24 protein-coding genes are annotated in these 25,453 nt (G+C 70.4%); 10 read left to right on the top strand and 14 right to left on the bottom strand.

Annotated elements, in window-relative coordinates:
- The 3 genes from VFX14_02855 to VFX14_02845 form a co-directional block, all read left to right on the top strand.
- Positions 1-964, top strand: a 964-nt coding sequence (locus VFX14_02855; GenBank protein ID HEU5188609.1) for a nitronate monooxygenase, incomplete at its 5' end; no start/stop codon positions are given.
- Positions 965-977: 13 nt separating this feature from the next.
- Positions 978-2,159 (top strand): amino acid ABC transporter substrate-binding protein, encoded by a 1,182-nt coding sequence (locus tag VFX14_02850; GenBank protein HEU5188608.1) that lies wholly within the window; start codon positions 978-980, stop codon positions 2,157-2,159.
- A gap of 9 nt (positions 2,160-2,168) precedes the next feature.
- A complete protein-coding gene (locus VFX14_02845; GenBank protein ID HEU5188607.1) occupies positions 2,169-4,214 on the top strand; it encodes a molybdopterin-dependent oxidoreductase in 2,046 nt (681 codons plus the stop codon).
- Here the strand turns inward: VFX14_02845 and VFX14_02840 are convergent.
- A complete protein-coding gene (locus tag VFX14_02840) occupies positions 4,201-4,995 on the bottom strand; it encodes an enoyl-CoA hydratase (GenBank protein HEU5188606.1) in 795 nt (264 codons plus the stop codon). The genes VFX14_02845 and VFX14_02840 overlap by 14 nt on opposite strands.
- 86 nt (positions 4,996-5,081) lie before the next feature.
- Here VFX14_02840 and VFX14_02835 point away from each other — a divergent pair, with 86 nt between their 5' ends.
- Positions 5,082-6,065 carry a heterodisulfide reductase-related iron-sulfur binding cluster gene (locus VFX14_02835; protein HEU5188605.1) on the top strand — a complete coding sequence of 328 codons (984 nt, stop codon included), beginning with the start codon at positions 5,082-5,084 and terminating at the stop codon, positions 6,063-6,065.
- Positions 6,066-6,077: 12 nt separating this feature from the next.
- Here VFX14_02835 and VFX14_02830 read toward each other — a convergent pair whose 3' ends face one another.
- Entirely contained in the window at positions 6,078-7,724 is a 1,647-nt protein-coding gene (locus VFX14_02830; protein ID HEU5188604.1) for an ABC transporter substrate-binding protein, read from the bottom strand.
- A gap of 88 nt (positions 7,725-7,812) precedes the next feature.
- Positions 7,813-8,547 (bottom strand): winged helix-turn-helix domain-containing protein, encoded by a 735-nt coding sequence (locus tag VFX14_02825; protein ID HEU5188603.1) that lies wholly within the window; start codon positions 8,545-8,547, stop codon positions 7,813-7,815.
- A gap of 120 nt (positions 8,548-8,667) precedes the next feature.
- Here VFX14_02825 and VFX14_02820 point away from each other — a divergent pair, with 120 nt between their 5' ends.
- A complete protein-coding gene (locus VFX14_02820) occupies positions 8,668-8,976 on the top strand; it encodes an NIPSNAP family protein (protein ID HEU5188602.1) in 309 nt (102 codons plus the stop codon).
- 62 nt (positions 8,977-9,038) lie between these two features.
- On the top strand, positions 9,039-9,737 hold the full coding sequence (locus tag VFX14_02815) for a DUF1345 domain-containing protein (GenBank protein HEU5188601.1): 699 nt from the start codon (positions 9,039-9,041) through the stop codon (positions 9,735-9,737).
- Here the strand turns inward: VFX14_02815 and VFX14_02810 are convergent.
- Positions 9,734-11,527, bottom strand: a complete 1,794-nt coding sequence (locus VFX14_02810) for a gamma-glutamyltransferase (GenBank protein HEU5188600.1) — start codon at positions 11,525-11,527, stop codon at positions 9,734-9,736. The genes VFX14_02815 and VFX14_02810 overlap by 4 nt on opposite strands.
- Positions 11,528-11,546: 19 nt before the next feature.
- The gene (locus tag VFX14_02805; protein ID HEU5188599.1) at positions 11,547-12,539 is read right to left on the bottom strand and encodes a hypothetical protein; all 993 of its coding nucleotides are present in this window, start codon (positions 12,537-12,539) and stop codon (positions 11,547-11,549) included.
- Between the two features lie 304 nt (positions 12,540-12,843).
- Between VFX14_02805 and dapA the strand changes: the two genes are divergently transcribed.
- The 4 genes from dapA to VFX14_02785 are packed head-to-tail and all read left to right on the top strand — an operon-like array spanning position 12,844 to position 16,251.
- Positions 12,844-13,728, top strand: coding sequence for a 4-hydroxy-tetrahydrodipicolinate synthase (gene dapA / locus VFX14_02800; protein HEU5188598.1), 885 nt, complete (start codon positions 12,844-12,846; stop codon positions 13,726-13,728).
- Positions 13,729-13,747: 19 nt separating this feature from the next.
- Entirely contained in the window at positions 13,748-15,112 is a 1,365-nt protein-coding gene (locus VFX14_02795) for a hypothetical protein (GenBank protein HEU5188597.1), read from the top strand.
- Between the two features lie 17 nt (positions 15,113-15,129).
- Positions 15,130-15,873: a thioredoxin family protein gene (locus VFX14_02790; GenBank protein HEU5188596.1), complete on the top strand. Its 744-nt coding sequence runs from the start codon at positions 15,130-15,132 to the stop codon at positions 15,871-15,873.
- Positions 15,874-15,885: 12 nt separating this feature from the next.
- On the top strand, positions 15,886-16,251 hold the full coding sequence (locus VFX14_02785; protein HEU5188595.1) for a hypothetical protein: 366 nt from the start codon (positions 15,886-15,888) through the stop codon (positions 16,249-16,251).
- A 13-nt stretch (positions 16,252-16,264) separates the two neighbouring features.
- Here VFX14_02785 and VFX14_02780 read toward each other — a convergent pair whose 3' ends face one another.
- The 9 genes from VFX14_02780 to VFX14_02740 are packed head-to-tail and all read right to left on the bottom strand — an operon-like array spanning position 16,265 to position 25,446.
- Positions 16,265-16,894, bottom strand: coding sequence for a histidine phosphatase family protein (locus VFX14_02780; GenBank protein ID HEU5188594.1), 630 nt, complete (start codon positions 16,892-16,894; stop codon positions 16,265-16,267).
- 14 nt (positions 16,895-16,908) lie between these two features.
- Positions 16,909-18,087 carry an acyl-CoA dehydrogenase family protein gene (locus tag VFX14_02775; GenBank protein ID HEU5188593.1) on the bottom strand — a complete coding sequence of 393 codons (1,179 nt, stop codon included), beginning with the start codon at positions 18,085-18,087 and terminating at the stop codon, positions 16,909-16,911.
- Between the two features lie 27 nt (positions 18,088-18,114).
- Positions 18,115-19,158: an alcohol dehydrogenase catalytic domain-containing protein gene (locus VFX14_02770; GenBank protein HEU5188592.1), complete on the bottom strand. Its 1,044-nt coding sequence runs from the start codon at positions 19,156-19,158 to the stop codon at positions 18,115-18,117.
- Positions 19,155-20,297: a CoA transferase gene (locus tag VFX14_02765; GenBank protein ID HEU5188591.1), complete on the bottom strand. Its 1,143-nt coding sequence runs from the start codon at positions 20,295-20,297 to the stop codon at positions 19,155-19,157. Before VFX14_02765 ends, VFX14_02770 begins: the two co-directional genes overlap by 4 nt.
- Position 20,298: 1 nt before the next feature.
- Positions 20,299-21,171 carry an MBL fold metallo-hydrolase gene (locus VFX14_02760; protein HEU5188590.1) on the bottom strand — a complete coding sequence of 291 codons (873 nt, stop codon included), beginning with the start codon at positions 21,169-21,171 and terminating at the stop codon, positions 20,299-20,301.
- 35 nt (positions 21,172-21,206) lie between these two features.
- Positions 21,207-22,262: an acyl-CoA dehydrogenase family protein gene (locus tag VFX14_02755; protein ID HEU5188589.1), complete on the bottom strand. Its 1,056-nt coding sequence runs from the start codon at positions 22,260-22,262 to the stop codon at positions 21,207-21,209.
- Positions 22,263-22,314: 52 nt separating this feature from the next.
- Complete coding sequence (locus VFX14_02750) at positions 22,315-23,466, bottom strand: acyl-CoA dehydrogenase family protein (protein HEU5188588.1); 1,152 nt, start codon at positions 23,464-23,466, stop codon at positions 22,315-22,317.
- 32 nt (positions 23,467-23,498) lie between these two features.
- Positions 23,499-24,275, bottom strand: coding sequence for an enoyl-CoA hydratase-related protein (locus tag VFX14_02745; protein ID HEU5188587.1), 777 nt, complete (start codon positions 24,273-24,275; stop codon positions 23,499-23,501).
- Between the two features lie 7 nt (positions 24,276-24,282).
- On the bottom strand, positions 24,283-25,446 hold the full coding sequence (locus VFX14_02740) for an acyl-CoA dehydrogenase family protein (GenBank protein HEU5188586.1): 1,164 nt from the start codon (positions 25,444-25,446) through the stop codon (positions 24,283-24,285).
- Positions 25,447-25,453 lie beyond the last annotated feature (7 nt).

Here is a 25,453-nt window from a genome sequence, read left to right as displayed (position 1 = left end):
GATCTGCGATTTCCTCGGCATTCAGTACCCGATCTGCCAGGCGGGTATGGGCTATGTGGCCCGCTCGGCGCTCGCCGCCGCCGTCTCCGCCGCGGGCGGCCTCGGGGTCATCGCCGCCGCCAATCTCTCCCCACGCGAGCTGCGCGAGGAGATCAAGAAGGTCCGCGACCAGACGGACAAGCCCTTCGGCGTGGACATCCTGTTCGCGAGCGTGCGGGTGGGTGGCAGCGAGGCGCAGCAGTTCACCGACACCGTGCGCGCATGGGCCGATATCACGGTCGAGGAAAAGGTGCCGGTCATGGTGGCCGGCCTCGGCAATCCGGGTCCGGTGACCGCGCAGGCGCACCGCCAGGATATGAAGGTGATGGCCCTCTGCGGCAACGTGAAGCAAGCCCTCGATCACGCGGCCAACGGCGTGGACGTGGTGATCGCGCAGGGCCACGAGGCGGGTGGCCATACCGGCCGCATCGCGGGCCTGGTGCTGATTCCCTCGGTCGTGGACGCGCTCGCTCCGCGGCCGGTGCTGGCGGCGGGCGGCATGGCCGACGGCCGGGGTATCGCGGCCGCGCTGGCGCTCGGCGCGCAGGGGGTGTGGCTGGGCACCCGCTTCATCGCCACGCCCGAGGCCTACTGCCATGACAACTACAAGCAGCGCGTGGTCGCGCTCGACGAGGAAGGCACGGTCGTGACGCGCGCCGCCTCCGGCAAGCCCTGCCGCCTGATCCGCAACAATTTCACGCGCGAGTGGGAGAAACGCGAGGCGGAGATCCAGCCGTTTCCGGTGCAGGCCGCGCGGGTGGGCCGCGACGCGGGGATCCTCGCCCGCGAGAAGGGCGACGTGGACAACGGCAACGCGCCCTGCGGGCAGTCGGCGGGGTTGATTCACGAGATCGTGCCGGCCGGCGAGGTGGTGCGCCGGCTGGTCGCCGAAGCCGAGGAGGTGCTGGCCCGCATGGGCCGGTGAGGGAGGACTACGCATGAGCCCGCTCCGTCTCGTCACGCTCCTGACGGGATTGCTCCTCACCTTCGCCGCACCGCTGCTCGCGGCCGCACAGAACGCGCCGATTCGCATCGGCGCCTCGCTCTCGCTCACCGGCACCTACGCCAAGCCCGGCGTCTACGGCCGTGAGGGCTACGCGTTCTGCCAGAAGCAGATCAACGAGGGCGCGGGCGTGATGGGGCGGCCCATCGAGATGGTCGTCTACGACGACCGCTCCGACCCACAGACCGGGGTGCGCCTCTACGAGAAGCTGATCACCGAGGATCGTGTCGAGCTGGTGCTGGGGCCGTATTCCTCGGCGATCACCGAGGCGGTGGCCAACGTCACGGAGAAGTACAAGAAGCTCATGCTGGCGCCGCTCGGCTCCGCCGGCAGCATCTGGGAAAGGGGCCGCCGCTACGTGATCATGATGGTGTCCCCGGCCGAGGTGTACCTCGAGGGGCTCATCGACCTTGCCGCGCGCAACGGGCTCAAGACCATCGCCCTGATCTACGAGGACACGCTGTTTCCCAAGACCACGGTGAAGGGCGCCATCGCGCTGGCGCGGAAGCGCGGGCTGGACGTGGTGCTGCAGGAGGCCTACCCCAAGGCGCAGACGGACTTCGCCGCGCTCCTCACCAAGGTCAAGGCGGCGGCGCCCGACGTGCTCGCCGCCGCGACCTACTTCGACGACGTGGTGGCGATCACGCGCCAGATGCGGGAGCTGGACGTGAACGTCAAGATGTTCGGCACCACCGTGGGCGGCGACCTCCCGGAGTTCCACAAGGCGTTGGGCCGCACCGCGGAGTACGTGTACGGGGCCTCCCAGTGGGAGCCCGGCCTCGCCTATCCCGGCGCGCGGGAGTTCGCTGCCGCCTACGAGGGCGAGTTCGGACGGCCGCCGTCCTATCACGCCGCCGCGGCGTACGCCGCGTGCATGCTCATGGCCGAGACCATCAACCGCGTCCAGAGCCTCGACACCGAGCGCCTGCGGGATTATCTCCTCCGGCTCGCCACCACCACCGTGTTCGGCGGCTTCGACGTGGACGAGCGCGGCTATCAGATCGGCCACCGCATGGTGACCATCCAGTGGCAGGAGGGACGCCAGGTCATCGTGTGGCCCGACGAGGTCGCCGTGGGGAAGCCACGTTTTCCGACGCCGCCGTGGGGGATGCGGTAAAACTGTAGCGTGACCCAGACCATCCGCACCGCCTGCGCGCACGACTGCCCCGATCAGTGCTCGCTCGTCGCCACCGTCGAGGACGGGCGTCTCCTCAAGCTCCAGGGCGATCCCGATCATCCGATGACGCAGGGCTTCGCCTGCGCAAAGGTGAATCGCGAGCACGAGCTGGTGCACTCGCCCGAGCGCGTGCTGCGTCCGCAGCGCCGCGTCGGCGCCAAGGGCGAGGGGCGCTTCGCGCCGGTGTCGTGGGACGAGGCTCTGGGCGAGATCGTGGAGCGGTGGCGACGCATCATCGCCGAGGACGGCCCGCTCGCGCTCCTCGGCTACGCCTACAGCGCCCATCAGGGCCAGCTCAATCGCGGCCTGATGCTCGGCCTCTTCCACGCCCTCGGCTCCACGCGGCTCCAGGCCGGCACGGTCTGCGACACCTGCGCGGAAGCGGGCTGGGATGCCGCGTGCGGGAGCGTCGGCGGCTCCGACCCGGAGAGCGTGGTGGACTCCGACCTCATCATCGCTTGGGGCGCGGACCTCCTCACCACCAACGTGCACATCTGGCCGCTGCTCGAGCGGGCGCGCGCCAAGGGCGCGACCCTCGTCGTCATCGAGCCGCGGCGCAGCGCCACCGCCGCGCGCGCCGACTGGCATCTGCGGGTGAACGTGGGCACCGACGCCGCGCTCGCCCTGGGCGTGATGCAGGTGCTCGTTCGTGAGGGGCTCTGCGATCGCGCCTATCTGGCGCAGCACACCGTGGGGTTCGAGCGATTGGAGGCGGAAGTCCTGCCGCGCTTCACTCCCGAGCGTGTCGCCGAGATCACCGGGGTGTCCCCGGCCGATCTCGAGCGGCTCGCGCGCCTGTACGGGCGTGCGCGGGCGCCGTTCATCCGCCTGGGCGAGGGGATGTCGCGCTCGACGCAGGGCGGCCAGGCGGTGCGCGCGGTGGCGCTGCTCCCGGGCGTGGTGGGCGCCTACGCCAAGCCGGGCGGCGGCGCGCTCCTCATGACCGCGGCGGGCTTCGGGTTCGACTCGAGCGCGATCCGTAAGCCCTCGGGTCCCGCGGCGACCCGGCTCGTCAACCACTCACGCCTGGGCGAGGCGCTGCTCACGCTCCAGGATCCGCCCATCCACGCGCTGTTCGTGGCCGCCAACAACCCCGCGGTGACGTGCCCGGACGCGGCGGCGGTGCGGCGTGGGCTCGCGCGCGAGGATCTCTTCACGGTGGTGCACGATCCATTCCTCTCGGACACCGCGCGCTATGCGGACTTCGTCCTGCCCGCGGCCACCCACTACGAGAGCGAGGATTTGGTTCGCGCCTACGGCACGTATTGGGTACAGTTCATTCCCCAGGTGGTGCCGCCGCAGGGAGAGGCGTGGCCCAATCGCCGGCTCGCGCAGGAGCTGGCCCGGCGCCTTGGCCTTCAGGATCCGGTGTTTTCCATGGACACCGATGCGCTGCTGCGCGCCTTCTTCCGGAACGCCAGGGGGCCGGCGGCGCGCCTCGATCCCGCCGCGCTCCGCAGCGCCGGCTCAATCAAGGCGGGCGAGCCGCTCGCGGTCGGACCGGGCCGGCGCTTCGGCACGCCCTCCGGCCGGCTCGAGTTCTACTCGGCGTCCCTCGCCGCGCAGGGCCTCCCGGCCATGCCGGACTGGGAGGCCGATCCGGACGAGGCCGCGCAGGCGGCGCGCTATCCGCTGCGCCTCCTCACCGCGCCGGGCTACTTCCAGGCCCACACCGCCTATGCCGGCGTGGCCGCCCTGCGGAAGAAGGCGGGGCCGCCCGAGTGCGTGCTCCATCCCGACGACGCGAAGGCGCGCGGCCTGCGCAACGGCGCGCCGGTGGAGCTCTTCAATGACGTGGGCACGGCGACGTTCACACTCAGGGTGAGCGACGAGACCCAGCGCGGGGTGGCCTTCGTGCCCGGGCAGCGCCCCTCGGGCGAGGCGCACGCGGGCACCATCAACAACCTCTGCTCCACGCGCTATAGCGACATGGGCGAGGGCGCGACCTACCAGAGCACGCGCCTCGACGCGCGCCGTCCGCTCAGCGGCCCTTGAAGACGGGGCGCCGCTTCTCGCCGAAGGCCTTCACGCCCTCCTGGTAGTCCTCGCTGTTGAAGCAGTCGGCGATGAGCTTGTCGAGGAGGCCGAAGTCCCGCTCGGCCTCCGGCCGTAGCAGCATGTCCACAGTGGTCTTCGCCGAACCGATGGTCAAGGGAGCATTGCGCGAGATCTTGAGGGCATAGTCGCGCGTGAAGCTCTCCAGCTCCGCCTTGGGCACGACCTGGTTCACGAGGCCCCAGCGAAGGGCCTCCTGCGCGCTGAAGTCCGTGCGCGCGGTGAAGAAGAGCTCCTTTGTGTGCGCGGGGCCGATCAGCTTCATCAGCTTGTCCATGCCGTTGTAGTGGTAGCCGAGCCCGAGGCGCGCGGCGGGGATGCCGAAGCGCGCGTCGTCGGCGGCGAGGCGGAGATCGCAGTTGAGCGCCATGCCCACGCCGCCGCCCACGCACACGCCGTAGATCATGGCGAGCAGCGGCTTCGGCATGGTGGCGAGCGCCTGGCCGCCGCGGGCAGAGATGCGGCGGTATTCCGCCTCGTCGGCCATGTTGCGGCGGCGGTCCTTGAACTGGGAGATGTCGGCGCCGGAGACGAACGCCTGATCGCCGGCGCCTCGGAGGACGACCACACGGATGGCGTCGTCAGAGACCAGGTCGTCCACGTAGCCGGGCATGAGCTGCCACATCTCCTGGCTGACCGCGTTCCGCTTCTCCGGCTGGTTGAAGATGATCCAGCCGATAGCTCCATCCTTCTCCAGCAGCAGCGGGGCCGTGACGCTCATGGGGAATCCTCCTGCTCGCGAGCATCGCACACTTTGACTTGACGCGGGCCGCCGCGTAGCATCGAGCGCACCGACGAGGAGGGGACATGGCCTTCGACTACAAGCAGTACTTCGGCGACATCCTGGTCGCGCAGAATCTTATGACCCGCCCGGACGAGCGCATCTGGCGGACGGCGGCCCCGGAACGCGACACCGAGCACCACGACATCGTCCTCTACCTCGGCTGCAACGTGCTCCGCACGTCGCACATGATCCAGACGGTCACTGCGATCTTCGACCGCCTGGGCCTCGACTACATCGCGGTGGGCGGCCCCACCTATTGCTGCGGCATCGTGCATCACCAGAACGGCGACACCGCGGCGTCGACGGGGATGAACCGGCGCACCCTGGAGCACTTCGAGCGCTACACGCCGCAGGAAGTCGTGATGTGGTGCCCGTCCTGCATCTACTTCTACGACGAGGTGCAGCAGCTCGAGCTGCCCTTTCCGGTGAGCCACACCGCCGAATTCCTCGCGCGGCGGCTCGGGGACCTGGCGCTGGCGCCGGTGGCGCCGCGCCGGGTGGCGGTGCACGGCCATGGAGTCGGAGAGGCGCGGCTGCGCGAGGGCGAGGCGGGCCGGCGGCTGCTCGGCGCGGTCCCGGGCGTGACGCTCGTCGATCTACCGCCCGACACGCGCTTCGGCCGGAGCTGCAACCCCGCGCTCATGACGAATCTGGGACCCGAGGCCTGGCGCGCCCTCGCGCTGGGCGAGCTCGACCGCGCGCTGGCCATGGGCGCCGACACCTTCGCCGGCATGTATCACGGCTGCCAGCGCCAGCTCTGCCCCTTCGAGGCGGAGCGGCCCATCGCCATTGAACACTACCTGACGGTATTTGCGCGCGCCCTCGGCATCGAGTTCGAGGACACCTTCAAGAAGTACCGCCTCTGGGCCGACCCCGAGCGCATCTTCGCCGACTCCACGCCCTGCCAGCAGGCCAACGGCGTAGATCCCGAGCGTGCCCGCGACCTCATCGCGCGCACGTTCGTGCCGCTGGGCGCGGTGACGCGCGGCCCCGGCGTCGGGACATAGCGGAGGCGGACGCTAGCGGTCGAGCCAGACGCCCATCAGCCGGCCGCCGTAGTCGTTGCCGATGTTGGGCGCAAAGTTCCGCACGTACGGCTCCCAGGCCGAGATCACGCGGGCGGCCGGGCTCACGAAGAGCTGATAGGCCTGCTGGGCGAAGTGCCGCTGGATGTCGAAGAGGACCTCGCGACGCTTCTTCTCGTCGAAGATTCGCCGCTGCAGCAGGATCATCTCGGTGAGCTTGGGATCGTTGACGCCGGCGACGTTCTGCGGGCGCCCGGGCAGGAGGTTCATCAGGTAGGGATCGGGCGTGGTCGCGCCGCCCCGCAGCGTGATGATCATCTTCTCGAAGCTCCGGGCCAGGCTCGAGACGATGAAGGCGTTGCCTTCCTTGAGCTTGAGCTCGGTCTCGATACCGCTGCGCTTCCACTCGCTGAGGATGGCCTGCACGACGTCGGAGAACGCGGTGCCCCAGGTGCCCGACGATTCCACGGGGAACTTGAGCCCGCTCTGCCCCGCCTGGGCGAGGAGTCGCTTGGCCCCTTCCGGATCGGCCTCGTAGAGCTGCCGCCCCTCGGGCGTGAGCTGATTGATCGGGATCGCCCACTCCGTCATCGCGGCCGGCACGAGCGGATTGGGCGCGCCGAAGCCGTAGCCCATGGGGTTGACCTTGATGACCTCGTTGAGGTTGACCGCCATGTGGAGAGCGCGGCGCACGCGCACGTCCTTGAACGCCTCCGCCTCGAGCTTGGGCACCCCGAACGTCGAGATCAGCCACGTGTACTCCGCCGTCTGTAAATTAGGCTTCCGGCGCTTCACCACGTCGAGATCGGAGCGCTGGAACGTCATGTGGATCTCGGGGGCGAAGTCGTACTGGCCGCTGAGCCAGGCCGCGAGCTTCGAAGCGGGATCGGTGTCGATGCGGAACTCGACGGCGTCCGCATACGGCAGCCCGGACTGGAAGTAGTTCGGGTTCCGCACGAAGGAGACACGCACGTTGGGCTCGTAGCGCTCGAGCATCCACGGCCCGGTGCCGATCACCGTCTCCGGCGTCTTGAACATGCCGTCCTTGTCCGCCGCCTCCTTGGGCAGGATGGCCGTGAGGGCCGGGCTATTGAGGAACCATGCGAACGGCTGATTCATGGTGAAGCGCACGGTGTAGCGGTCCAGGGCCTCGATTCGGTCGATCTCCTCGAAGGTCGCCCGGTTCGGATTGCCCTTCACGGTGAGCGCCCGCTGGAAGGTGTAGACAACGTCGTCCGCGACGAGCTCGCGGCCGTTGACGGGCGGCTTGGCGTGCCACCGCACGCCCTTGCGCAGTTTGAAGATATACGTCGTGTCGTTCGGCTGCTCCCACGATTCGGCCAGGTGCGGCTCGATGGGAAGCGTACCCGGCGGCACGCTCGGCCCGGCCTTGTGCCGCACGAGCCCCCCGTGCGTCAGCGACGTGTAGATGAACGTCCACCAGTGCGGGGTCTGAAAAGGATCGAAGTGCGGCGCGTCGAAGCCCGCCAGGCGTAGCACCCCCCCGCGCTTGGGCGTCTGGGCGGCGGCGGGGCCCGGACGGAGCAGGTCGAGGGAGCTGCCCGCGGCACCCGCCATGACGGCGGCGCCCGCGAGCTTCAAGAGGTCACGGCGGCTGACGGCGCGGGGATCCGAGTCCATGGCGGTTCCTCCCGATAGTCGGTCGTGGCACGGGACGAATCACAGCCGGACGGAGCGCCGCGACTCTAGCGGAGGGAGTGCAGCCGCGTCAAGCCCGCCCCGCCACCACCCGCAGCCGCGGAGGAGCAGGCGCGCCGGCATAGTCGGCAACCTTCAGCTCGGCGAGCTTCTCCCTGCCGCGCGCGGTGACGGTCAGCACTCGGCTGTCCGGAACGCGGACGATCCAGCGCCGCTCGAGGAAGGTCGCCGCGAGGGCCGCGCCGACCGCGCCCGAGATGTGGTGGCGGCGCTCGGTCCAGTCGATGCAGCCGCGGCAGTAGTGGCGCCTGGCGCGGCGCGCCCCCGGGAGATCCACCCCGAGGCCGGTCAGGAAGCGCGCGCCGCTCGGCGTGACCTCGCCGCCCTCGTCCATCAGCACGACGTGGCCGCGGCGCTGCAGCATGTCGCAGAGCGCGACACCGAGGCGGCCAGCCAGGTGGTCGTAGCACAGGCGCGCGTCGCGCAGAGCGGGTTCGACGCGGTGATTGGGCGGCCAGCTCTGCCGCGGCGCCGAGGCCACCACCATCAGCCCCTCGATCGCGTGGGCGACCTCCGCCGACTTGATCCGGTAGTAGTGGCAGCGTCCCTGCTTTTCCATCACGAGGAGGTCGCCGCCGACGAGGCGCGAAAGATGGCTGCTGGCGGTGGGTGCACCGACCCCCGCGAAGTAGGCGAGTTCCTTCGCGGTGAGCGCGCAGCCGCCGAGCAGGGCGGTCAGGATGCGCGTGCGCGCAGGCTCGCCGAGGAGGCCGGCCACGCCGGACAGCATGTCGGTATCGCGCATGCACTTACCCTAGGCCCGTGCGCGGGCTCCCGCAAGCGGGGACGGTTCGACGCGGATCGAAGCGTTCCCGGTGGACGCGCGAGCGCATCGCCGGATACTGGCGGCAAGGAGGAGGACAACATGCTCACTCTCAGCATTCGCTACACGATTGACCCGTTCAAGCTGGCCGACTTCGAGGCCTACGCGCGCGGCCTGGCGGGCCCCATCGAGCGGTGCGGCGGCAAGGTCGCCGGCTACTATGCGCCGACCCGGTTCGCCGGGGCCACCAACGCCGCCCTCGCCCTCATCGACTTCCCCAGCCTCAGCGCCTACGAGCGGTATCGCGAGGCGCTCGCCACCGACCCGGAACACACGGAGGTGGCGAAGCGCGCCGCCCAGTCCGGCTGCATCCTGGTGGAGGACCGCGCGTTCATCCAGCGGGTGTCGTAGCGCCGCCCGGTTGACCTCTCTCCGGCGTTGGGGCACGATCACCGCGCCGGAGCGAGGTGACCATGACGGCAAGGGCGTCGCGAGCGCTGAAGATCCCGAAGATCACCGGGCCGCGCCCATGGCGCATCATACGGAAGCATCCGCGGATCTTCGTGAGCATCCTCGTGGGCGTCGCGGTGGGCCTGGCGCTCCACGCGCTGCCGAGCTCGCGGTGGGGGATGCGCGCGCTGGTCGGCTGGGACATGGGCGCTCTGCTCTACGTGATCCTGACGTTCGGGATGATGGCGCGGTCAGACGTGGCCGCGATACGGCTTCACGCGTCCAGCCAGGACGAGGGCGCCGTCGGCATTCTCTTTGTCACCGTCGCTTCCGCCCTCGCCAGCCTGCTTGCCATCGTCTTCTTGCTCGGCAAGGTCGGCATGGGCGACGCCCCGAAGCAAGGGAGCGACCTGGTCCTCGCCACCGCGACCATCGTGCTGTCGTGGACGCTCATCCACACGATCTTCTCGGTGCACTACGCCCACGAGTTCTACGGTGACGGCGGCGTGGGCGGGCTGGCGTTTCCCGGCGACGAAAAGGAGCCGGACTATTGGGACTTCGTCTACTTCTCCTTCGTCATCGGGATGACGTCCCAGGTCTCCGACGTAGGGATCACGAGCAAGGCGATCCGCCGTACGGTGGCCGCCCACGGCATCGTGTCGTTTTTCTTCAACGCCGCGCTCCTCGCCCTGACCGTCAACATCGCGGCGAGCGCCCTCTAGCAGGCCAGCGCGTAGGTTGGGCGGCGCGGGTCCGCGCCGGCGGAGAGCACGCCGCTCGCCAGGTCACGGTGCGTGACCACCGCGCCGATGCCGCAGGCGCCGATCTCGGTGACGAGGTGGCCGAGGGCGGCGAGCTCGTCGCGCGTCGTCTGGGGAATGCCCGGCTCCACGTTGAGCACACCGGGCTTGTATGCGCGTGGGTAGAACGAGTTGGTCAGGGTCTGGGTGGAGAAGCGCGGCGCCTCCACCGCCTGCTGGGGATTCATGCCGAAGACCAGCAGGTTCAGCACGATCTGGAGATCCGCCTGCGCCTGATCGTCGCCCCCCGGGCAGCCCACGGTGGTGGTGGGCGTCCCGTTCGTGCAGATGAGATAGCTCACGAGCGTGGTACGCGGCCGTTTGCCGGCGGCGGGGGCATTGGGATGCCCCTCGTCGAGCACGAACATCTCGCTGCGCGTGCTGAGCGTGCAGCCCAGCTCGGCCGCGAAGGCCGACTTGCGGAATACGCCGCCGCTCGGGGTGAGCGCGATCATGTTGCCGTCGCGGTCGATGGCGGCGATGTGGGTGGTGCCGTCGGGCACCGGCGCGGTGGCGCGCGGATCCTCGGCGCCAGCGCTCCGCCTGGCCTGCGCGCCGCCATCCGGCCAGAGATTGCCCGCCGCCGGCGCCTCGGCGGCGGCGCGGTCGAGTCGGATCAGCGCCGCCCGCTCGCGCGCGTAGGACGGGGCGAGCAGCTCTGCGATGGGCACGGAGGCGAACCGGGGGTCGCCGTAGTAGCGCTCGCGGTCGGCGAACGCGAGCTTGAGCGCCTCCGCCACCACGTGGATGTAGGCGGCGGAGTTGTGGCCGAGGGCGCGCAGGTCGAAGCCGGCGAGCATGCCGAGCGCCTGCATGAGCACGGGGCCCTGCGTCCACACCGACTGGCCCAGGATCTCGCGTCCCGCGAAGCTCACGCGCAGTGGCGCCTCGATCTGCGCGCGATAGTCGGCGAGGTCGGAGGCGCGGAGCAGCCCGCCCAGCCGCGTGGAGAAGCCGCCGATGGCGTCGGCCAGATCGCCCCGATAGACGCGGGCGCGCGCCGCCGCGATTCCGGCGAGGCGATGGCCACGCCCCTGCGTGTCGGCCTCGGCGATGCGGCGCAGCGTGCCGGCCAGCGCGGGCTGGACCAGGAGCTGGCCGAGGGTCGGCACGCCGCCGCCGGGGTAGAACACGTCGTGCCCACCCGGAGGATAGAGGTCGAACTGGCTGCGCGACTCGGGGATCCCGAGCATCCGCTGCATGTACTCGTACATGGGGAAGCCGCGCTCGGCGTACTGGAGCGCGGGCGCCAGCACTTCGCTGACCGTGCGGGTCCCATAGGCCTCGAGGAGGGTGAGGTAGGCGTCGATCGCGCCAGGCACCGTGAACGAGAGGTGCGCGTCGGCGCCCGGCCCGGTGGGAATGCGATCGAGCCCGCGGCCCTGGAAGAATGGGATGGTGGCCAGCGCGGGCGCGGTGCCCTGGCCGCTCAGCGCGCGCGTTTCGCCGCGGCGCGCGTCGTGGAGCATCGCCACGCATTCGCCGAGGAGGGTGTAGGAGGCCGTGGGCTCGACGACGGCAGCGGCGAAGCCCGCCGCCGCGGCCGCATCGAAGGCGTTCCCGCCCGCGAGCAGCATGCGCATGCCCGCCATCGCGACGAGCGGATGCCCGGCGGAGACGACGCCCTGGGTGCCGGAAACGACCGGCCGCGTGGTAACCCGTTCCGCCGCGTGATGCTCCATCTCGTGCACTCGGGGAACCTGCTGGGTCATCGATCTCGCCCCCTCCCGCTCACGGCGTGCGAAGTTTCAAGATTCGATGCTGGCCGGACTCGGCGATGTAGAGGACGCCGCGCGCGTCCAGCGCGATGCCCTCGGGGTCGACGAGGCCGGAGGCGATGGTCGTCACCGTCCCGTCCGGCGTCACGCGAAAGACCGCTCCGCTGAAGAAGCCGCCGCTCACGTAGACGGTGCCATCCAATCCCGCCACCATGTTGATCCGATTGTACTGGCCTCGCGGCAACCGGGCGAACACCGAGAACGCGCCATCGCTCGACAGGCGGTAGATCTCGCCCGTGGAGCTGAGGAGCAGCACCTCGTTGCGCGGCAGCGGCGCCACCGCGACCAGGTAGGGCAGGAGCCCGCCGCTCGCGCGCCCGCGCACCGCGCGGGGCCAGAGGGGCAGGAGGTTGGCGACGCGCCGGGGCAGTGCGAAGCCGGGATCGAGCTCGATCCGGAATACGAGCGGCCCACGGTAGTCGTCGTCGCGGAGCTGCTCGAGGCCGGGTGTGGCGCGCTCGTCGCTTCGGTCGGCGTAGTCGACGACGAGAAGTCGCCCGGTCGCGTCGAATGCCAGCGTGCTGCCGCCTTGAAGCCGTCGGAGTCCGGTGGCGTAGAGGGCGAGGTGGCCGTCACCGCCCAGACGCCAGAGCCGCTTGCCGTTCTCCTCTCCCAGGTACAGCGTGTCGCTTCCCGGATCGAGGGCGAGGCTGCCAAGGGTGGTCCCGCCATCGGCCGCGAACGGGATGTGGATGCGGGGCTGCCCGCCAAGATCGAGCGGCGCCTCGCCGTCGAGGGGGACACGGTAGATCTCGCCCGCGGAGTCGACGCGGAGCCCCGGGCTCAGCACGAGCAGCACGCGGCCGTCCACCGCGAGCTGGAGGGGCCGGGGCACGCCCATGGCCAGGACCTCCGCCGGAGCTTCCGCGCGCGCCGGCGTCCCCGCCGGCGTGACGCCGAGGGCGACGAGCACGAAGCCGAGCGCGAGGAGGAAGGCGTTCATCATGGTATGCCTCCGCCTCGGTTGTTGTACCACGGGGAGCCGACCCGCGGCGGAGCAGGTTGACAGGACAACGAGCCCGCCCGTATAAGAACAACACGATGTCTCCACGGTTCAAGCGCGCCGACCAGAAGAGCCGGCTGGGGTCCCCCTATCCGGGACGCCCAGCGACCGCGGTGGCGCGCGCCGGAGGAGAGCCCTAGGCCAGCAGGCATCCTCAACCTTCTCGGACCCACGAGGCCCGCGACCACCGGTCGCGGGCCTTTTGCGTTTCGGGAGCCTCGCGCGACGACGCGCACGGGAGACAGACATGACACGGCGAACGCAGATCGCGGGTATCTGGCTGCCCATCATCACCCCGTTCAGGGACGGTGCCGTGGATCTCGCCGGCTACGAGCGGCTCATCGAGCACTACCTCGGCAAGGGCGTGCACGGGATCTTCCCCGTCGGTACGACCGGAGAGAGTCCCACCCTGGACGACGACGAGCTCGAGGCCATCGTGGAAGCGACGGTGCGCGTGGTGGCGGGACGCGTGCCGGTGTTCGTCGGCATCGGAGGCAATGCCACCGCCAAGGTGCTGAAGACCATCCGGCGGCTCGAGCGCCACCGCTTCGAGGGCATCGTGTCCGTCTGCCCCTACTACAACCGGCCGAGCCAGGACGGGATGCGCGAGCACTTCACGCGCATCGCGGAGGCGACCGATCGCGAGATCCTCATCTACAACATTCCCTACCGGACGAGCGTGAACCTCGCCAACGACACGCTGCTTCGCCTCGCCGAGCTGCCCAACATCGTCGGCGTGAAGGATTCGAGCGGCAGCCTCGGCCAGTCGCTGGATCTCCTGCGGCGCCGGCCGCGGGGGTTCGCGGTGATGACGGGCGACGACGGCATGCTTTACACCACGCTGGCTCACGGCGGCGACGGCGGCATCCTTGCCTCCGCCCACGTGAAGACGGAGCGCTTCCTCGACGTCCACGCGCGCATGGCCGCCAACGATCATCGCGGGGCGCTCGCGCGCTGGACGCCGCTCGAGGGCCTGATCCCGCTGCTCTTCCGCGAGGCCAATCCGATGCCGCTCAAGCACTGCCTCTGGCGCCAGGGCCTGATCGCCTCGCCGGAGTGCCGGCTGCCGCTCACCCGGATCTCCGGCGAGCTCGCGGACGACCTCGACCGGGCGGTGAAGGGGCTCGACTAGCGGTATGATCGCCTTCGCCATGCGATCCGCCGCGCATCTCCGTGTGCTTATCGGCGCGCTCGCCGTCGCCGGCGTTCTTGCGGAGCCGCCGGCGGCGCGGGCGCAGCTCTTCTTCACGGAGACGCCGGCGCCGGAGCTGCGGGTGGCGCCGCTGAGCATTCGCGCCGCGGTCACGCCGAAGGAAGGGCCGGTGGCGGTGCGGCTGCAGTTCAGCGTCACGGCCCCGGCCGGCGCCAAGGTGCCGGACCTCTATCTGCTCTGGCCGGGCGAGGTGAAGGGCGACCCCACCCTCGGCGCGCGCGAGCCGGCGCTCGCCGAGCAGCTGACCGCCCTCCGCTACGACGTCATCGACGAGGGCCGCCTCGTCCTGCGGGCGCGCCGGCTCAGCGGCGAGGGTCCGGTCCAGGGGCGCGAGCCCGTGAAGAGCGGAGCCCCCTACGTCACCTTCGTGCAGACGGGCGGGACGCAGGGGCTCAGCGCCCCCGGGACCTGGATCCGTATCCCCGCCTGGCCGCGACTCACGGATCCCGACTGGATCGTGACCCTCGAGATTCCGAGCCTCTCCGCGGTGAAGGCGAAGCGGTCGACCTTCTTCGAGCACTGGATACTGGGCGACCGCCGCCTCTTCTCGATGACGTACAACGAGGTGCGGGGCCGCCCGCTGCATCGGATGTACCTCGCCCACCGCGACCGGGTGCTGCGCCTGGGCGACGCACCCGCGGAGATGACGGTCACCTTCGCCGAGTCCGACCACCTCAAGATCGACACGGTGGCGCCGCCCACCGCCGTGCGCAGCACCAGCGAGACGGCGGAGAGCACCGAGGTCGTCTCGCTCTATCTCGACACCGGCGAGGGCGCGACACCGCAGCGGCTCAGCGTGCAGTACGGCTACTTCTCGCGCACCCAGGCCATCGCGGTGGTCGTGGTCCCGCTCACGCTGCTCGTGCTCGGCTACGCGGTCGGGCCGCTGATCGGGCGCGCCTCCGTCCACCTCGCGGAGCGACTGGCCGGGCGCATCCATGTCTCCAGCGGGGTGCCGCGCGAGCGAAGGAGCGGCGTGGTGCTCTCGCGGGACACGCTGGCGAAGATTCGACCCGGCGTGACGACCTATGAGGACGTGCTGCGCCTGTGCGGGCCGAACGCCGAGGAGGGCGAGCATTTTCCGACGAGCGAGCACGACCGGCGCACGCTCGTCTACCGCGGGCGCCGTGTGCGGCCGCGGACGCGGCGGCTGTTCTGGTGGCTCTCGTCCGTGCGCCACCTCGAGGTGGAGCGGCACGAGGTCACGATCGAGTTCACCGAGGGGATCGTGCGCGACGTCCAGGCCGACATCCGGCGCTCCATCTTGCCGGTCGGCGAGCGGCCGCCCGCCTCCCCCGTCTGACGGAAGGAGCGAGCTCCATGGCCAGTAGCGTCGTCACCGCCCAGCGGTTCGCCAAGGGAAGGACGTTCGAGGACTACGTGCGCTACGTCGGGACGCCCGAGAACCTCGCCCGCGAGGCCTGGGGCGGCTATTTCCCCGACAGCGGCTCGAAGCCGACGGCCCGGAAGGACAACAGCGCGGTGTTCCGGGAACGCTACGAGCGGGCGCGCCTCAGCGAGTATCAGGCCGCCGCCATCAAGTGGCTGGCCGCCCAGCCGGACGGGCCCGCGAAGATTCTCGTCATCGCCGAGGACTGGTCGTCCGACTGCCGCCGCGATCTGCCCTGGCTCGCGCGCCTCGCCGAAGCGGGTGGCCTCGAGCTGCGCATCTTCAATCGTGATGGCCAGAAGATCCTGGGCGTGCGTCGCCCTGACCCTGCCGCCTATCCCGACGGCAACCACGATATGATGCTCGAGTTCCTGAACGTGAAGGACGGCGGCGAGTGGGCCTCGCTGCCCGTGGTGGCGATCTACACCAAGGACATGAAGGAACTGCACCGCTATTTCGAGTACCCGGCCATCTACCACAAGGATCGCGTGCGGGGGCATCAGCAGGCGGCGCGTCCGGGCGAGAGCGAGGAGCAGCGGAAGGAGCGGGACGGCCGCGAGTTCCTCGGCATGCAGCGCTCCCCGTTCTTCGACATCTGGGCGTCGGCGGGGATCGACGAGATCCTGAGCGCGCTCCACGAGAAGCGCGTGCTCGCCGGCGGCGCCGCATCCTAGGGGAGGGACGACATGTCCAGGTTCTGGAGGCTCTACAGCGGCAGCGACGGCCAGTCGAGGATCGTGGAGGAGAAGCCGGACATGCGGCCCTTCACCGACACGGAGGGCGCGCACGGCGAGGGGACGCCCATGCTCGCCGCCAAGGGCATCTCGTTCCGGACGGCGCCGCCGGGCTACGTGCTCGCCTGGCACTGCGCGCCGCGGCGGCAGTACTCGATCACGCTGTCGGGCGAGGCGGAGATCGAGGTGGGCGACGGCACGGTGGCGCGCATCCGCCCGGGGGACGTGGTGCTGGCCGAGGATCTCACCGGCCAGGGCCACATCACGCGCGTGGTGGGGAACTTGTCGAGGCTCTCCGCCCTGGTGCCGCTGGCCTAGCGCGCGGCCCGCGTCAGCGGCTCGCCGGAGCGGTCACCAGCTCGCGCCAGCCGGTCAGGGTCAGGCGCGCGACCTCGGTGAAGTTGGTGCCCGCGGGCCGGACCACCACCGCCTCGGCCTCCGCCAGGTGATCTTGACCGACGATCGCGTAGTACGGGTTGCCGTGGCCCACGACCATCGTGTTGCTTCCCTCGGGAACGGGTGTCGAGAGCAAGGCGCGCAGCGCGGTATAGGACCGGGTGCCCGTGGACGCGACCGGACCACGCTCGACCACCGCCATGCTCCTCTCGGCGCGGCCGAATGCCAGCATCGCGGTTTCCACCGTGCGGCACATGGGACTCGCCAGCACCGCGCCGACGGGCACCCCGAGCGCCCGGATGGCGTCGCCGATCTGGCGGGAATTCTCGCGTCCCGCATCGGTGAGATTCCGCTGGTTGGCGCAGTCCGCCATGCTGGTCATGCGTGAATCGTTCTGGGTGTGATCGGTATCGGCGTGACGGAAGTAGATGACGTAGCCGCCGCCGCGCAGGGCGGCCAGGAGCTCCGCTCCGGCCAGCGGTGGATTCGCCCGAGCCTGAGCAGGCGCGGTCGTCGGCGTGACCAGCGCGGCGAGCCCGACCGCGCCCGCGAGCAGCCAGCCCATTGCGCGAGATCCCGTCATCCCATGGGGTCCACGTCGGGCACGCCCAGCATCATCTGCCCCAGGCGCTCGTAAGCCGAGTCCGACACCATGAAGTGCTGGGCGCCGGCGTTAATGTCGCGCAGGCAGCGCTGCAGGACCCCGGTGCGGTAGAGGGCGCTGCCGCCCGCCGCGCGGAAGAGAGCGGTCACCACCTCGGCCGCCACCTCGGTGGCGTGCACCGCCGCGCTGCGCAGCTCGGCCTGGCGGCGCCGGTCGGGCGTGCGGCCCGCGAGCGCGTCGCTCCATGCCGCCTCGAACAGCTCGATGGCCCCCGCCCGCGCCGCGCGGACGCGCATCTCGCCCTGGCCCAGCACGGCGTGGAAGCGGGCGCGCTCCGAGAGGGCGGCGGGCGCATTCATCCCGCGCCGCTTGGACTGCGCCAGCTCGAGGGCGGCGTCGATGGCCCGCCGTGCCACCCCGACGGCGAAGGCGACGTGCTCGTACGCCACGAAGGCCGGCATGCCCAGCCGGAACAGCGCGCCGCCGCGCCGGGGCGGCGTGGTGGCGGGGTTCCAGGCGAAATCGTCGGGAACGAAGAGATCGGTGACCGAGAAGTCGTTGCTGCCGGTGCCCTCGAGCCCCGCCACACGCCAGTTGTCATGGAGCATGGCCGACGCGGCGGGGAAGACCATGATGTACCGCGTGCCCGGGTCGGTCGCGTCGCGCCGCACCCAGCATCCGGCGGTGAGCCACTCCGCGTGGGGGACGCCGCTCGCGAACGGCCAGCGCCCGGTCAGCCGATAGCCGCCGTCCACCGGCGTGGCGACGCCGGTGGGCATGATGGCCACGGCGGCGGGTGGCACGCGCCCGCCCGCGAGGATCTTGCCGACGGCGGCATCGGGAAGGAAGCCGGCTGGCAGCCCCACCGCGGTCGTAGCAACCATGAGGCACCAGCCCGCGGAGGCCTCGACCCGCGTGAGTGCTTCCAGCACCTCGAGCTGGGTGACGGGGTCCGCCTCGGCGCCGCCGAGAGTCTCGGGCACCTTCATGGAGAGAAGGCCCGAGTCGCAGAGCGCCTGGATGGTCGCCGACGGGAGCGTGTGGAGACGCTCGGCTTCCTCGCCGCCCGCGGCGACCACGCTGCGGATCGACTCCACCGCCGCGAGCAGCGCTGCCCGTTTGGCCGCGCGCTCGGTGGGGAAAGGCCCCGACATTCGATTGCCTGCGGCGCCGGACATCCGCTACTGCGTGAGGTCGATCAGCACCTTCATCACGGGGCCGCCCTTGAGGGCCTGCTCCATGCCCTCGCCGAGCGCCTCGAGCGGGATCTTCTTGCTGACGAGCGGACCCAGCGTCACCGCGCCGGTGGCGCCGAGGCGGATCGCCTCTTCCCACGCCTCCCAGGTGTAGAGCCGGCTCGCGTGCATGTTGAGCTCGCGGGAGAACATCGCCAAAAGGTTCACCGGCATCGGCTCCGAGTGGATCGCGACGATGCTGATCGTACCCCAGACGCGTACCACGTCCGTCATGAGGCGGACGGCCTTGGGATTGCCCGTCACCTCGAAGGCCACGTCCACGCCCTCGCCGTTCGTCCACTCGGGGACGAACTTCATGACGTCACGGTCCGGCCCCACGACTTCGAGACCCAGGCCCCTCAGCATCTCGACGCGGAAGGGATTGATCTCGGCCACGGCGACGCGCGCCCCCCGGTGCCGGCACACCATGGCGATGAGGGCGCCGATGGGGCCCCCACCGAAGACCAGCACCGAGTCGCCGGGCTTGACCTGGGCGCGGTTGACGTCATGGGTCGCGACGGCGAGGGGCTCGATGAGGGCGGCGTGGTCGTCGCTGAGCGCGTCCGGGACCTTCAGGAGCCGGTCCACCGGCACCGGGTACAGCTCGCGCATGCCGCCGTCCACGTCCACGCCGCGGACCTTCAGGTTGTAGCAGACATAGGACGCGCCCATCTTGCAGGCCCGGCATTCGCCGCAGGAAACAACGGGATTGACGACGACACGGTCGCCCGCGCGCACCGCCGCGCCCGTCGGCGCCTCCACGACCTCCGCGAAGGTCTCGTGCCCGATCACGCGGCCCTTGCCCACCCGCGCGTCCAGGTGCCCCTCGTAGATGTGCAGGTCGGTGCCGCAGATGCCCACGCGCCGCACGCGCAGCAAGGCCTCGCCCGGGCCGGCCGTCGGCACGGGCGCGGTGCCGGGGACGAAACGCCGCGCGCCCTGATAGAACTGCGCCTTCATCATCTTGCCGCCTGCCGCCGCACCCGTCATGACCGTGCCTCCCTGGTCCCGCGTATTTCCGCGTTGTGCTCGCCCAGCTTGGGGGGCGCGCGGCGGATGCGCGGCTTCTCGCCGTCGAAATTCAGCGGCAGCGCCACCAGCTCGAGGTCGCTCGCGCCCGGCACGGGCTGGAGCATGCCGATGGCCTTGGTCTGCGGGTGCTCCACGATCTCCGGCAGCGAGTGGATGGGCGCGCACGGCACGCCCGCCGCTTCGAGGACATCCACCCACTCGCCCTTGGTGCGGGTGGCGATGATCTCGCGGATCTTGCCGAGGATGTCCGCCTTGTTGGCCGAGCGCCCGGTGTTCTTCGCATAGCGCGGATCCGTCGCCCACTCGGGGTGCCCGAGGGCGGCGGCGAGCTTGGCGAAGAGCCGATCGTTCCCGGCGGCGATGATGATCTCGCCGTTCTTGGTCTCGAAGCCTTCGAAGGGGATGAGCCGACTCGACCCCGTGCGGTGGCGCACCGGCACCTCGCCGGAGATGCGGTACGAGGCGTAGTGGCCGGTGAGCCAGCCGAGCGCGGTCTCGAGCAGCGAGGCATCCACCACGCAGCCCTTGCCGGTGCGGCCGCGCTGGATGATGCCGGCGAGCGCGCCCATGGCCGCCCACATGCCGGTGCCGAAGTCGAGCAGCGAGGTGCCGATCCGCGTGGGCGGGCTGTCCTCGTCGCCGTTCATGGCCATGAGCCCGGAGAAGGCCTGCACCATGGGCTCGAAGCCGGGGTTCAGCTTGAGTGGGCCGGTGCGGCCGAGCGCCCAGATCGACGCGTAGACCAGGCGCGGGTTCTTCGCCAGCATCACGTCGGGGCCGAGCCCCAGCTCCTCCATCACGCCCGGCCGCATGTTGTGCACGAGCACGTCGGCGCGCGTGACCTCGTCCATGAGCCAGGCGACGTCCTTCGAGTCCTTCAGGTCCAGGGTGATCCCGCGCTTGTCGGAGTTCATGGCGAGGTAGGCGGGCGACACGCCGTGCCAGAACGGCGGACCCCAGCCTCGCGCGTCGTCGCCCTCAGGACGCTCCACCTTGATCACGTCGGCGCCCATGCGAGCGAGGATGCCGGCGGCGAATGGGCCGGCGAAGGCCCCGCCCAGCTCGATGACGCGGATCCCTTCGAGCGGCAGCGCCATCTCAGGCCTCCGGGGCGGGGGTGAAGCGGAGCCCGCCCGCCCGCTTCACGATGAAGCCGGGGCGGGGGAAGTGCGCGGCACAGATCAGCACGCCCGAGTCCGCCATCTGCTCCACGAAGGCCTTGCGGGTGCGCGCGGCGTGCGCCATGTCGGTGCAGAACCTGCTCGACCACTGGGGCTCCGCCACCTGCACCACGCGATGCATGAGATCGCCGGAGAAGACGGCCTCGCCCGTCTTGGTCGTGAGCCGCACGCAGGAATGGCCCGGGGTGTGGCCATGCGAGGGCTCGAAGCGCAGGTGGTCGTCGATCTTGCAGGTCTCGTCGACCAGCATCGCCTTGCCGGCCCCGATGATCGGCGCCACGCTGTCGGCGAAGCAGCCGGAGGCGTCGCGCCCCTCCTCCTGCTCACGCTTCCAGTACTCGAACTCCGAGCCCACCATCACGTACTTGGCGTTGGGAAACGTGGGCACCCACTTCCCGCCGACCAGGCGCGTGTTCCAGCCCACGTGGTCCACGTGGAGATGCGTGCAGAGGACGTAGTCCACCTGCTCGGGGGCGACGCCGGCGGCCCGGAGATCGTCCAGATACGTGCCCTTCTTCTTGTTCCAGGCGGGCACTTCGTGCCGCTCCTTGTCGTCGCCCACGCCGGTGTCGATGACCACGGTGTGCTTCGGCGTCTTCACGACGTACGACTGGATGCGCGAGCCCATGTCCCCGGTGGTGTCGTCCCAGAAGTCGGGCTTCAGCCAACCGTGGTGGCGCGCGATGGCATCGGCGGAGGACTCCGGTAGCATGGACGGCGTGGGGTTGTAGGAGCGCGGGATCTCGATCACGCGGGTGATGGTGACGTCGCCGAGCCGGGTCGTCAGCATGCATTCACCTCATGGGTGGAAAAAACAAGCAGTGGTCACCTTGACGTCAGCATCGTCCAGAGGGCCTGAGCTCCGCGCGCCGCGACCTCTCGTCCCAGCCGCTCGGCCCAGTGCCCCTCGGCGCCGAACTCCGCGCGCCACGACCAGAGCCGGCGCGTGACGAAGTGCAGCGTGTGCTCATAAGTGAAGCCGATGGCGCCGTGGGCCTGATGCGCGATACCCGCGCCCAGCCCCGCCGCCTCGCCCACGCGGATCTTGGCGCAGGCGATCTCGAACGACGCATCGCCCTTCTCCATGGCATGGAACGCCGCCTGGGCGGCCATGCCCGCCGCCGCGGTGTGGCCGGCGAGCAGGGCGAGGTTCTGCTGGATCACCTGGAACGTCGAGAGCGGCTTGCCGAACTGCTTGCGCTCGCTCACGTACTTCACCGACTGCGACAGGAGGAACTCGAGCCCGCCCGCCATCTGCGCGGCGCGGACCATGGCGCCGGCCAGCCAGAGCGAATCCGGCTGCAGGCTGTCAGACGTGCCCGCGGCGGCCACCGGCGCGTTCGACCAGGTGAGGGTGTCGCGAGGCTCGAGGGCGAGATTGGTGTCGGGCTCCGCCTTGGCGGCGCCGCCCGCCACGCGCGCCACCATGAGCTTGCCGCCGCTCTCGGCCAGGACCACGACGTGCTTGGCGCTGCGCCCCCACGGCACGCGCGCGGCGGTGCCGCTGAGGGCCCAGGCGCCACCATTCCGGGAAATAGACAGGCGATCGCTCGGCTGAGTCGGCGCCACCGTGATCGGGCCCATGGGCACGTCGAGCCCGGCGGAGGAGAGCAGCCACGCGCCCACCATGGTCTCGGCGATCGGCAGCGGCACCGCGAAGCGGCCGGCCGCGCTCAGCACCACCTGCGCGTGGTCCCAGGTGCCGCCGGCGCCGCCGTGCTGCTCGGGGATCTGCGGGAGCGTGAGGCCGCCTTCCTCCACCGCCTGCCAGAGATCGTCCGGCCACTTGCCCTTCTCGGTGGCCTCGATCAGCGCGGGCGTCACGCGGTCGGTGAAGAGGCGCGTACACGTGTCGGCCAGCAAACCACTCAAATCGTCCATTTCAGATCTCCATATTCGCTCGTCTCGCCTTCGGCTGCGCCTCGCACTATCTCTATCTCAAGCCCAAGCCGCGGGCGATGATGCCGCGCAGGATCTCGCGCGTGCCGCCGCGGAGGGAGAAGGACGGGGCATGCTGGACGAGGTAGCCGAGCGTCCGCTCGAACTCGCTGCCGGTGTGCAGATGCGGCTCGGCGCCGATCAGCGCGTGCACCAGCTCCGGAATCTCCTGCTCGAAGGTGGTGCCGATGTCCTTCACCACCGAGGCCTCGAGGTTCGGGCTCTTCCCCGCCTGGAGCATGGCGGCTACGGACAGCGACATCTGCCGAAGCGTGTTGAGGTGCGCGGTGAGCCGACCCACCAGCACCGCCGCGCGCTCGCCGGGCTCCTTGCCGACCTCGTTGAGGAGCTCGAGGACCAATCGAATAGAGGACAGATAGCGTTCGGGGCCGCTGCGCTCGAAGCCGAGCTCCGTCGTCACCTGCTTCCAGCCGTCGCCGTCCTTGCCCACGCGCGCATCCTCGGGGACGAAGGCGTCCTCGTAGTGCACTTCGTTGAAGTGATGCCCGCCCGCCAGGTCGTAGATGGGCCGGATCGTGATGCCCTTGGTGTTTCTGAGGTCCACCAGGAACTGGGACAGGCCCTCGTGCTTCTTGTCCGGCACGACCTGGGTGCGGAATAGTGAGATGGCGTAGTCGGAGAGGTGGGCGTTGCTGGTCCAGATCTTGGTGCCGTTCACCTTGTAGCCGCCCGGCACCTTCTCGGCGCGGGTGCGGATCGACGCCAGGTCCGAGCCCGAGTCCGGCTCGCTCATGCCGATGGCGAAGGACAGCTCCCCGCGGGTAATGGCGGGCAGGAACTTCTGGCGCTGCTCCTCCGTCCCGAAGCGCAGCAGCAGCGGGCCGGACTGGCGGTCGGCTACCCAGTGGAAGCTCACCGGCGCGCCGGCGGCGAGCGTCTCCTCGAGCACCACGTAGCGCTCGAGGAACGAGCGCTCGTGGCCGCCGTACTTCTTGGGCCAGGTCATCCCGATCCAGCCCTTGGCGGCGAGCTTCTTCGAGAACTCGGGACTGTGGCCGCCCCAGGTGCGTGGGCGCTCGTCGGCGGAGAGATTGGGCAGCTCGGCGCGCAGGAACTCACGGACCTCCTGGCGGAGCATCTCCGCCTCGGGGGGCAGCTCGTGGAGCTCGAAGTTGAAGGTGGGCATGGCGAGTCGTCTCCTCTGAGCGTGACCGTTGGCTAGCGGCCCTTGAAGACGGGCTTGCGCTTCTCGAGCATCGCGGCGGCGCCTTCCTTGGCATCCTCGCTGCGATGGGCCTGACGCGCCAGCGCGTCGATGTCCTCGTGCGGGATCTGCTCGCGGAGCGAGATCATCCGATTGATGGCCAGCTTCATGCCGGCCAGCGAGAGCGGCGCGTTCTCCGCGATCTGCCGGGCGAGCTCGTAGGTCACCCGCTCGATGTCGGCGGGGGCAACGAGCTGGTTGACCATGCCGATCTCGTAGGCGCGCTTCGCGTCGATGAGCCGGCCCGTGAAGAGGAGATGCCGCGTGTGCGCGGGGCCCAGGATCTCCACCAGCTTCTGGCCCAGCGCGAAGGGGACGAGGAGCCCGATACGCGCCAGCGGCATCCCGAAGCGCGCGCCCTCGGCGGCCACGCGGAGGTCGCAGTGGAGCGCCAGCTCGCAGCCGCCCGCGACGGCGTCGCCGTGCACCATGGCGATGGTGGGATGGCGGGAGCGCTCGACCCTCTGGAGCACCTGGGTGACGCCGCTCTCGGGATCGCCCTTGGGGTCGTCCTGGCGCTGGCGCATCTCGCGGAGGTCCATTCCGGAGCAGAAGGCCGGCCCCTCCCCGCGGATCACCACCACCCGCACGTCCGGGTTCTTGTCCAGCGCGTCCATGCGCTCGACCAGCCCGTGGAGCATCGCGCGATTCATCGCGTTGCGCCGGTCGGGGCGGTTCATGGTCAACGTGGCCACACCGCCTTCGATCTGCAATCGAAGCTCGTCGGTCATAGGGCTCCTAGCGCAGCAGCTGCCGGGCGATGACCATGCGGTGCACTTCCGACGGGCCCTCGCCGATGCGGCGGACACGGGCCTCGCGGTACCAGCGCTCCAGCGGGAACTCCTTGGACACGCCGTAGCCGCCGTGGATCTGCACGGCAGCGTCGATGACGCGACCTAGCACCTCGCTCGAGTAGAGCTTGGCCATGGAAGCCTCCACGCGCGCGTCCTCGCCGCGGTCCGCCTTCCAGGCGCCCGACCAGATGATCCAGCGGCAGGCCCGCAGCTCCACCTCGGCGTCCGCCAGCATCCACTGGATAGCCTGGCGCTGGGCGAGGGGCTGCCCGAAGGTGGAGCGCTGCTTGGCATGCGCGATGGCCATGCGATGCGCGGCCACCGCGACCCCGAGATTGCACGCGGAGTAGGGGAAGCGGTTCTTCACGAGGAGGTCGAAGGCGAGGTCCAGCCCCTGGCCCTCCGCGCCCACGAGCGCGTCGCCGGGCAGCATGCAATCCTCGAACACCACGTCGTTGGGTCGCGCCGCGGTGCGGATGACCTTGATCTCGCTGGTGTGAAAGCCCGGCGTGCCGTGCTCCACGATGAAGCACGAGATGCCGGCGCGCCCCTTGCCCTTGTCCGTCCGCGCAAACACCACGCCCCACGGCGCATCGTGCGCGCGCGAGATGAAGACCTTCCGGCCATTCAGCACCCACTTGTCGCCGCGCTTCTCGGCGCGGGTCTGGATGGCGCCGGCGGGATCGGAGCCGCCCGAGGGCTCGGTGATGGCGAAGAAGGTCTCCCAGCCCTCGCGAATGGTGGGGATCGCGTACTTCTCGATCTGCGCCTTGGTCCCGGCCCAGATCGCGGGCGGCGGATAGCGGCCGAAGACACCGCAGCCGGGCACGTAGAGGCCCATGCGGTGCTGCGACATCTCCTCCAGCGCCACGCACATCCCGAAGGTGTCGAGCCCGCCGCCGCCGTACTCTTCCCGGGCGCCCAGCGCCCAGAGGCCGGCCGCCTTGGTCAGGTCGGAGAGGCGCTTCTCGTCGTCGGGCGCCAGCTCCTCGGCGTCGGGATCCGCGCGCTGCTCGGCGGGGATGATCTCGTCCTGCACGAAACGGCGGATCTGCTCGGCGAGCATCCGCAATTCATCGGGAAGGGTGTAGCCGGGGAAGGACGGCATCGGACGC

The organism is Candidatus Methylomirabilota bacterium (assembly GCA_035764725.1).
Classification (GTDB): domain Bacteria; phylum Methylomirabilota; class Methylomirabilia; order Rokubacteriales; family CSP1-6; genus DASRWT01.
The sequence above is the reverse complement of the archived record's forward strand: the minus strand, read 5'-3'. Positions and strand labels throughout refer to the sequence as shown.

Excerpts from the sequence above, each read along its gene's own strand:
- VFX14_02835 (HEU5188605.1), top strand. The coding sequence starts at position 5,082 with ATGGCCTTCGACTACAAGCAGTACTTCGGCGACATCCTGGTCGCGCAG.
- VFX14_02850 (HEU5188608.1), top strand. The coding sequence starts at position 978 with ATGAGCCCGCTCCGTCTCGTCACGCTCCTGACGGGATTGCTCCTCACC.
- VFX14_02775 (HEU5188593.1), bottom strand. The coding sequence starts at position 18,087 with ATGTCGGGGCCTTTCCCCACCGAGCGCGCGGCCAAACGGGCAGCGCTG.
- VFX14_02760 (HEU5188590.1), bottom strand. The coding sequence starts at position 21,171 with ATGCTGACGACCCGGCTCGGCGACGTCACCATCACCCGCGTGATCGAG.
- VFX14_02785 (HEU5188595.1), top strand. The coding sequence starts at position 15,886 with ATGTCCAGGTTCTGGAGGCTCTACAGCGGCAGCGACGGCCAGTCGAGG.
- VFX14_02830 (HEU5188604.1), bottom strand. The coding sequence starts at position 7,724 with ATGGACTCGGATCCCCGCGCCGTCAGCCGCCGTGACCTCTTGAAGCTC.
- VFX14_02825 (HEU5188603.1), bottom strand. The coding sequence starts at position 8,547 with ATGCGCGATACCGACATGCTGTCCGGCGTGGCCGGCCTCCTCGGCGAG.
- VFX14_02805 (HEU5188599.1), bottom strand. The coding sequence starts at position 12,539 with ATGATGAACGCCTTCCTCCTCGCGCTCGGCTTCGTGCTCGTCGCCCTC.
- VFX14_02820 (HEU5188602.1), top strand. The coding sequence starts at position 8,668 with ATGCTCACTCTCAGCATTCGCTACACGATTGACCCGTTCAAGCTGGCC.
- VFX14_02815 (HEU5188601.1), top strand. The coding sequence starts at position 9,039 with ATGACGGCAAGGGCGTCGCGAGCGCTGAAGATCCCGAAGATCACCGGG.
- VFX14_02765 (HEU5188591.1), bottom strand. The coding sequence starts at position 20,297 with ATGGCGCTGCCGCTCGAAGGGATCCGCGTCATCGAGCTGGGCGGGGCC.
- VFX14_02740 (HEU5188586.1), bottom strand. The coding sequence starts at position 25,446 with ATGCCGTCCTTCCCCGGCTACACCCTTCCCGATGAATTGCGGATGCTC.
- dapA (HEU5188598.1), top strand. The coding sequence starts at position 12,844 with ATGACACGGCGAACGCAGATCGCGGGTATCTGGCTGCCCATCATCACC.
- VFX14_02750 (HEU5188588.1), bottom strand. The coding sequence starts at position 23,466 with ATGCCCACCTTCAACTTCGAGCTCCACGAGCTGCCCCCCGAGGCGGAG.
- VFX14_02790 (HEU5188596.1), top strand. The coding sequence starts at position 15,130 with ATGGCCAGTAGCGTCGTCACCGCCCAGCGGTTCGCCAAGGGAAGGACG.
- VFX14_02795 (HEU5188597.1), top strand. The coding sequence starts at position 13,748 with ATGCGATCCGCCGCGCATCTCCGTGTGCTTATCGGCGCGCTCGCCGTC.
- VFX14_02810 (HEU5188600.1), bottom strand. The coding sequence starts at position 11,527 with ATGACCCAGCAGGTTCCCCGAGTGCACGAGATGGAGCATCACGCGGCG.
- VFX14_02840 (HEU5188606.1), bottom strand. The coding sequence starts at position 4,995 with ATGAGCGTCACGGCCCCGCTGCTGCTGGAGAAGGATGGAGCTATCGGC.
- VFX14_02770 (HEU5188592.1), bottom strand. The coding sequence starts at position 19,158 with ATGACGGGTGCGGCGGCAGGCGGCAAGATGATGAAGGCGCAGTTCTAT.
- VFX14_02755 (HEU5188589.1), bottom strand. The coding sequence starts at position 22,262 with ATGGACGATTTGAGTGGTTTGCTGGCCGACACGTGTACGCGCCTCTTC.
- VFX14_02780 (HEU5188594.1), bottom strand. The coding sequence starts at position 16,894 with ATGGGCTGGCTGCTCGCGGGCGCGGTCGGGCTCGCCGCGCTGGTCACG.
- VFX14_02745 (HEU5188587.1), bottom strand. The coding sequence starts at position 24,275 with ATGACCGACGAGCTTCGATTGCAGATCGAAGGCGGTGTGGCCACGTTG.